Annotated in this window: 4 protein-coding genes; all 4 read left to right on the top strand. The window is 66.3% G+C overall.

The features are described 5' to 3' along the window. Positions 1-2,501: sarcosine oxidase subunit alpha family protein (locus CGX12_RS18705; protein ID WP_094041387.1), on the top strand; the 2,501-nt coding region annotated here is incomplete at its 5' end. Further along, the gene (locus tag CGX12_RS18700; RefSeq protein ID WP_094041386.1) at positions 2,494-3,123 is read left to right on the top strand and encodes a sarcosine oxidase subunit gamma; all 630 of its coding nucleotides are present in this window, start codon (positions 2,494-2,496) and stop codon (positions 3,121-3,123) included. The genes CGX12_RS18705 and CGX12_RS18700, both read left to right, overlap by 8 nt. Before the next feature lie 258 nt (positions 3,124-3,381). After that, complete coding sequence (gene purU / locus CGX12_RS18695) at positions 3,382-4,248, top strand: formyltetrahydrofolate deformylase (RefSeq protein WP_094041385.1); 867 nt, start codon at positions 3,382-3,384, stop codon at positions 4,246-4,248. A 57-nt stretch (positions 4,249-4,305) separates the two neighbouring features. After that, complete coding sequence (locus tag CGX12_RS18690) at positions 4,306-4,650, top strand: cupin domain-containing protein (protein ID WP_094041384.1); 345 nt, start codon at positions 4,306-4,308, stop codon at positions 4,648-4,650. Positions 4,651-5,046 lie beyond the last annotated feature (396 nt).

Raw genomic sequence — 5,046 nt, 5'->3', positions numbered from 1 at the left:
CATCGCTGAGAAGAGCCGGGGCCGCGGCCCTGGCCGCCGGCCGCCGTGGCGCCCGGGTGATCCTGGTGGACGAGCAGAACGAGTTCGGCGGCCACCTGCTGCACAGCACCCAGCCCATCAACGGCCAGGCGCCGGGCCACTGGGTGGCGGCGGCGGTGAAGGAGCTGAGCCAGCTTCCCGACGTGACCCTGCTGCCGCGCAGCACCGCCACCGGTTACTACGATCAGAACTTCGTGTCCGTGGTGGAGCGGCGCACCGATCACCTGGGCGAGCGGCTGAGCGGCAAGACCCGCCAGCGCCTGCACCGCATCCGCGCCAAGCGGGTGGTGCTGGCCGCCGGTGCCCACGAGCGTCCCCTGGTGTTCGGCAACAACGACTTGCCCGGCTGCTTCGTGGCCGGTGCCATCTCCACCTACGTCAACCGCTACGGTGTGGCGCCGGGTCAACGGCTGGTGCTGATGACCTGCAACGACTACGGCTACCAGGCCGCGCTCGACTGGCTGGACGCCGGCCGCGAGCTGGTGGCGGTGGTGGACAGCCGCCACAAGCCCGACGGTGCCCGCTACCAGATGCTCAAGGCGCGCGGCGTCAAGATCTACACCGGCCACGGCCTGATCGAGGCCACCGGCAAGAAGCGGGTGAGTGGCGCCAAGGTGGCTCCGCTGTCCAGCGACGGCAGCAAGGTGACCGGCAAGGCCGAGGCCCTGACCTGCGACACCATCGCCAGCTCCGGCGGCTGGAGCCCGGTGGTGCACCTGACCGCCCACACCGGCGCCCGCCCGGTATGGAATGACGACATCATCGGCTTCGTGCCCGGCGACACCGTGCAGAAGCAACTGCTGGCCGGCGGGGTGCAGGGCACCTATGGCCTGTCCCGGGTGCTGGCCGAAGGGCTGGAGGCCGGCCGCGCCGCCGCCGAGGCCACCGGTTACGGCGAGATCGCCGCCCAGGTGGTGGATGCGGAGATCAACACCGTGGATCCGCGGGAAGATCTGCCCCAGGCGCTGTTCCTGGTGCCCCACGACAAGCCGGTGAGCCGTGCGCCCAAGCAGTTTGTGGATTACCAGAACGACGTCACCGCCGCCGGTATCGAGCTGGCCGTGCGCGAGGGCTTCGAGTCCATCGAGCACATCAAGCGCTATACCGCCATGGGCTTCGGCACCGATCAGGGCAAGCTCGGCAACATCAACGGCATGGCCATTGCCGCCAACGCCATGGGCAAGTCGATCCCCGAAACCGGCACCACCGTGTTCCGCCCCAACTACACCCCGGTGACCATGGGCGCCCTGGCCGGGCGCGATGCCGGCCCGCTGTTCGACCCGGCCCGCTTCAGTGCCATGCACGCCTGGCATGTGAAGCACGGCGCCGAGTTCGAGGACGTGGGCCAGTGGAAGCGTCCCTGGTACTTCCCCCAGCCGGGCGAGGATCTGCACCAGGCGGTGAACCGGGAATGCGTGGCCACCCGCACCAGTGTGGGCATCCTCGATGCCTCCACCCTGGGCAAGATCGACATCCAGGGCCCGGATGCCCGGGAGTTCCTGTCGCGCATCTACACCAATGCCTGGGCCAAGCTCAACCCCGGCAGCTGCCGCTACGGCCTGATGTGCAAGGAAGACGGCATGGTGTTCGACGACGGCGTCACCTCCTGCATCAACGACCAGCACTTCATCATGACCACCACCACCGGTGGGGCCGCCGGGGTGTTGCAGTGGCTGGAGCTGTGGCACCAGACCGAGTGGCCGGAACTGGAAGTGTACTTCACCTCCGTCACCGACCACTGGGCCACCATGACGGTCTCCGGCCCCAACAGCCGCAAGGTGTTGGAAAAGGTGGTGGAAGGCGTGGATCTGTCCGGCGAGGCCTTCCCCTTCATGACCTGGCAGAATGCCACCATCGCCGGGGTGAGCGGACGCATCTTCCGCATCTCCTTCACCGGCGAGCTGAGCTTCGAGGTGAACGTGCAGGCCAACTACGGGCTGCACGTGTGGGAGGCACTGATGGAGGCGGGGGCCGAGTTCAACATCACCCCCTATGGCACCGAGACCATGCACGTGCTGCGGGCCGAGAAGGGCTTTATCATCGTCGGCCAGGATACCGACGGCTCCGTGACCCCCTACGATCTGGGCATGGACTGGTGCGTGGGCAAGACCAAGCCCTTCCCCTTTATCGGCAAGCGCTCCTGGTCGCGCAGCGACACCGCGCGCACCGACCGCAAGCAGCTGGTGGGGCTGAAGTGCAAGGAGCCCAAGACCGTGATCCCGGAGGGGGCGCAAATCGTGCTGGATCCCAAGCACCCGGTGCCGGTGCCCATGGTCGGCCATGTGACCTCCAGCTACTACAGCGCCAACCTGGGCTACAGCATCGCCATGGGTGTGGTGAAAGGCGGTTTGAACCGCATGGGTGAAACCGTGTTCTTCCCCCTGGCCGACGGCCGGGTGCTGGAAGCCGAGATCACCAGTCCCGTTTTCTATGATCCCAAAGGAGAGCGCCAGCATGTCTAACGTTACCGCCAAACTGGCCCGGGCCGAGACCCGGGTGCGGGTGGAATCCCCGCTCTATCACGCCAACCTGCCGGCCCTGGCGGCCGAGCGGCAGCAGGGAGAGGTGGTGCTGCGCGAAAAGGCGATGCTGGGCCACCTGGTACTGCGCGGCAACGCCGACAATGAGCTGTTCGCCAAAACCGTGGAAAAGGTGCTGGGGGTGGCGTTGCCCACCCAGCCCTGCGGCTCGGTGGAAACCGACCGGGTGCTGGTGCAGTGGCTGGCGCCGGACGAGTGGCTGATCATCGTGGAAGGCGGCCGGGAAGGCCAGCTCGAGGCCCAGCTGCGCGAGCAGCTGTCCGGCCACTACGCCATCACCGACGTGAGCGGCGGCCAGACGGTGCTGGAGCTGTCCGGTCCCAAGGCGGAGCTGGTGGTGCGCAAGTCCTGCCCCTACGACGTGCACCCCTCCAACTTCCCCACCGGCAAGTGCGTGGGCACCGTGTTCGCCAAGAGCACGGTACTGCTGCGCCGCACCGGGGCGGAGAGCTTCGAGCTGGTGGTCCGGCGCAGCTTCGCCGACTACCTCTGGCTCTGGCTGCAGGACGCCAGCCGCGAATACGGCCTGGTGATCAGCCGCTAAGGCCACGGCCTGCTCGTACCTAGGGTCGAATTTATTCGACCAGTAAGGGCCCGTTGAAACGGGCCCTACGGATGCCGGCGGTCGGCCTGTAGGGTCGAATTTATTCGACCAATAAAGGCCCGTTGAAACGGGCCCTACGGATGCCGGCGGTCGGCCCGTAGGGTCGAATTTATTCGACCAATAAAGGCCCGTTGAAATGGGCCCTACGGGTCGGCTTCAGTCGACCGACAGACGCCATGTTCCACAAGGAGGTTGCCAATGAACACCCCCGATACCCTGATCCTCACCGCCACCTGTGCCAGCCGGCTGGGCACCGTGGACGTGGTCACCCGCTACCTGTGCGAGCAGGGCTGCTATGTGGCGGACATGCAAACCTTCGACGACGCCCGCGCCGGCCAGTTCTTTATCCGCGCCGAATTCCGCCGGCCGGCGGACGGCCAGTTCGACGAGACGGCCTTTCGCGACGGCTTCGCCCCCCGGGCAGCCAGCTTCGACCTGCAGTGGCAACTGACCGAGCGCAAGCGCAAGCCCAACGTGGTGATACTGGTGTCGAAATTCGACCACTGCCTCAACGACCTGCTGTACCGCTACCGCACCGGCCAGCTGGCCATCGAGATCCCGGCCATCATCTCCAACCACCCGGATCTGCAGCGGCTGGCCGACTGGCACCACATTCCCTACTACCACCTGCCGGTGACCGCCGACACCAAGGCCGAGCAGGAAGCCAGGATGTGGGAGATCATCAATGAAAGCGAGGCGGAGCTGGTGGTGCTGGCGCGCTACATGCAAGTGTTGAGCCCCGAGCTGTGCGACAAGCTCGCCGGCTGGGCCATCAATATCCACCATTCGCTGCTGCCCGGCTTCAAGGGTGCCCAGCCCTACCACCAGGCCTACGCCAAGGGCGTCAAGCTGGTGGGGGCCACCGCCCACTACATCAACAACGAGCTGGACGAAGGCCCCATCATCACCCAGGGCATCCAGCCGGTGGATCACAGCCACTACCCGGAAGACCTGGTGGCCAAGGGGCGGGATGTGGAATGCGTCACCCTGGCCAAGGCCATCCAGTACCACATCGAAAAGCGGGTGTTCATGTACCAGGGCAAGACGGTGGTGCTGGGCAACTGACAACGCACAGGGCCGGCGGCGCCGGCCAATAACCTCAAACAGCGACAAGGAGACATCATGTCCGACAAGATCACGGTATTGCGCGATACCCAGCCCACCGTACTGCTGGATGCCACCAAATGGGAAAAGCTCTCCGGCGACCCCCATACCGTCAACCTCAACGCCTACACCTCGGAAGACGGCAGCAAGATCATGGGCACCTGGCTGTGCACCCCGGGCAAGTGGGCGGTGAACTACACCAAGTGGGAATACTGCGACTTCCGTGAAGGCTACTGCATCCTCACCCCGGAAGGCGGCGAGCCCATCCACCTCAAGGCCGGCGACATCTTCGTGGTCGAGCCCGGCTTCCGCGGCACCTGGGAAGTGGTGGAAACCGTGCGCAAGTACTTCGTGTTTGCCTGATAACCCTACTGCGGTGCCGGCGCGACACGCCGGCACCGACCCATCCAGAACGCCTGCCTTTGCCCACCTCGGTGCCACCCTTATGCGGGCGGGCCGCCCGCGCCCCACGCGTCCCGACGGCACTCTGAATACCTGCCTGCACGGCTCTTGTCACTTCCCCTTGCTATGCTGAACATAGGATCACATCCCCGGGAGGCGTGATGAATGGGCGATGGCAAGGCGGGGTGTTCCCTCTCGGCGGCGCGGGGGCCCCCGAGGGAGGCGGCCCCCGTCCCCTCGCCCCCTCACCACCCCCCCACGGGGCGGGGTCCCCTGATCAGAGACACCCGAGCGAAAGGCCAGGGGCGCAGATGCAGGGCGTTCTATAGGCCTGGGGGGCGTAGGGGCGAGCAGGGG

Source organism: Zobellella denitrificans, from assembly GCF_002237365.1.
GTDB lineage: Bacteria > Pseudomonadota > Gammaproteobacteria > Enterobacterales > Aeromonadaceae > Oceanimonas > Oceanimonas denitrificans.
The sequence above is the reverse complement of the archived record's forward strand: the minus strand, read 5'-3'. Positions and strand labels throughout refer to the sequence as shown.

Coding starts and splice junctions, on each gene's coding strand:
- CGX12_RS18700 (WP_094041386.1), top strand. CDS start 2,494: ATGTCTAACGTTACCGCCAAACTGGCCCGGGCCGAGACCCGGGTGCGG.
- purU (WP_094041385.1), top strand. CDS start 3,382: ATGAACACCCCCGATACCCTGATCCTCACCGCCACCTGTGCCAGCCGG.
- CGX12_RS18690 (WP_094041384.1), top strand. CDS start 4,306: ATGTCCGACAAGATCACGGTATTGCGCGATACCCAGCCCACCGTACTG.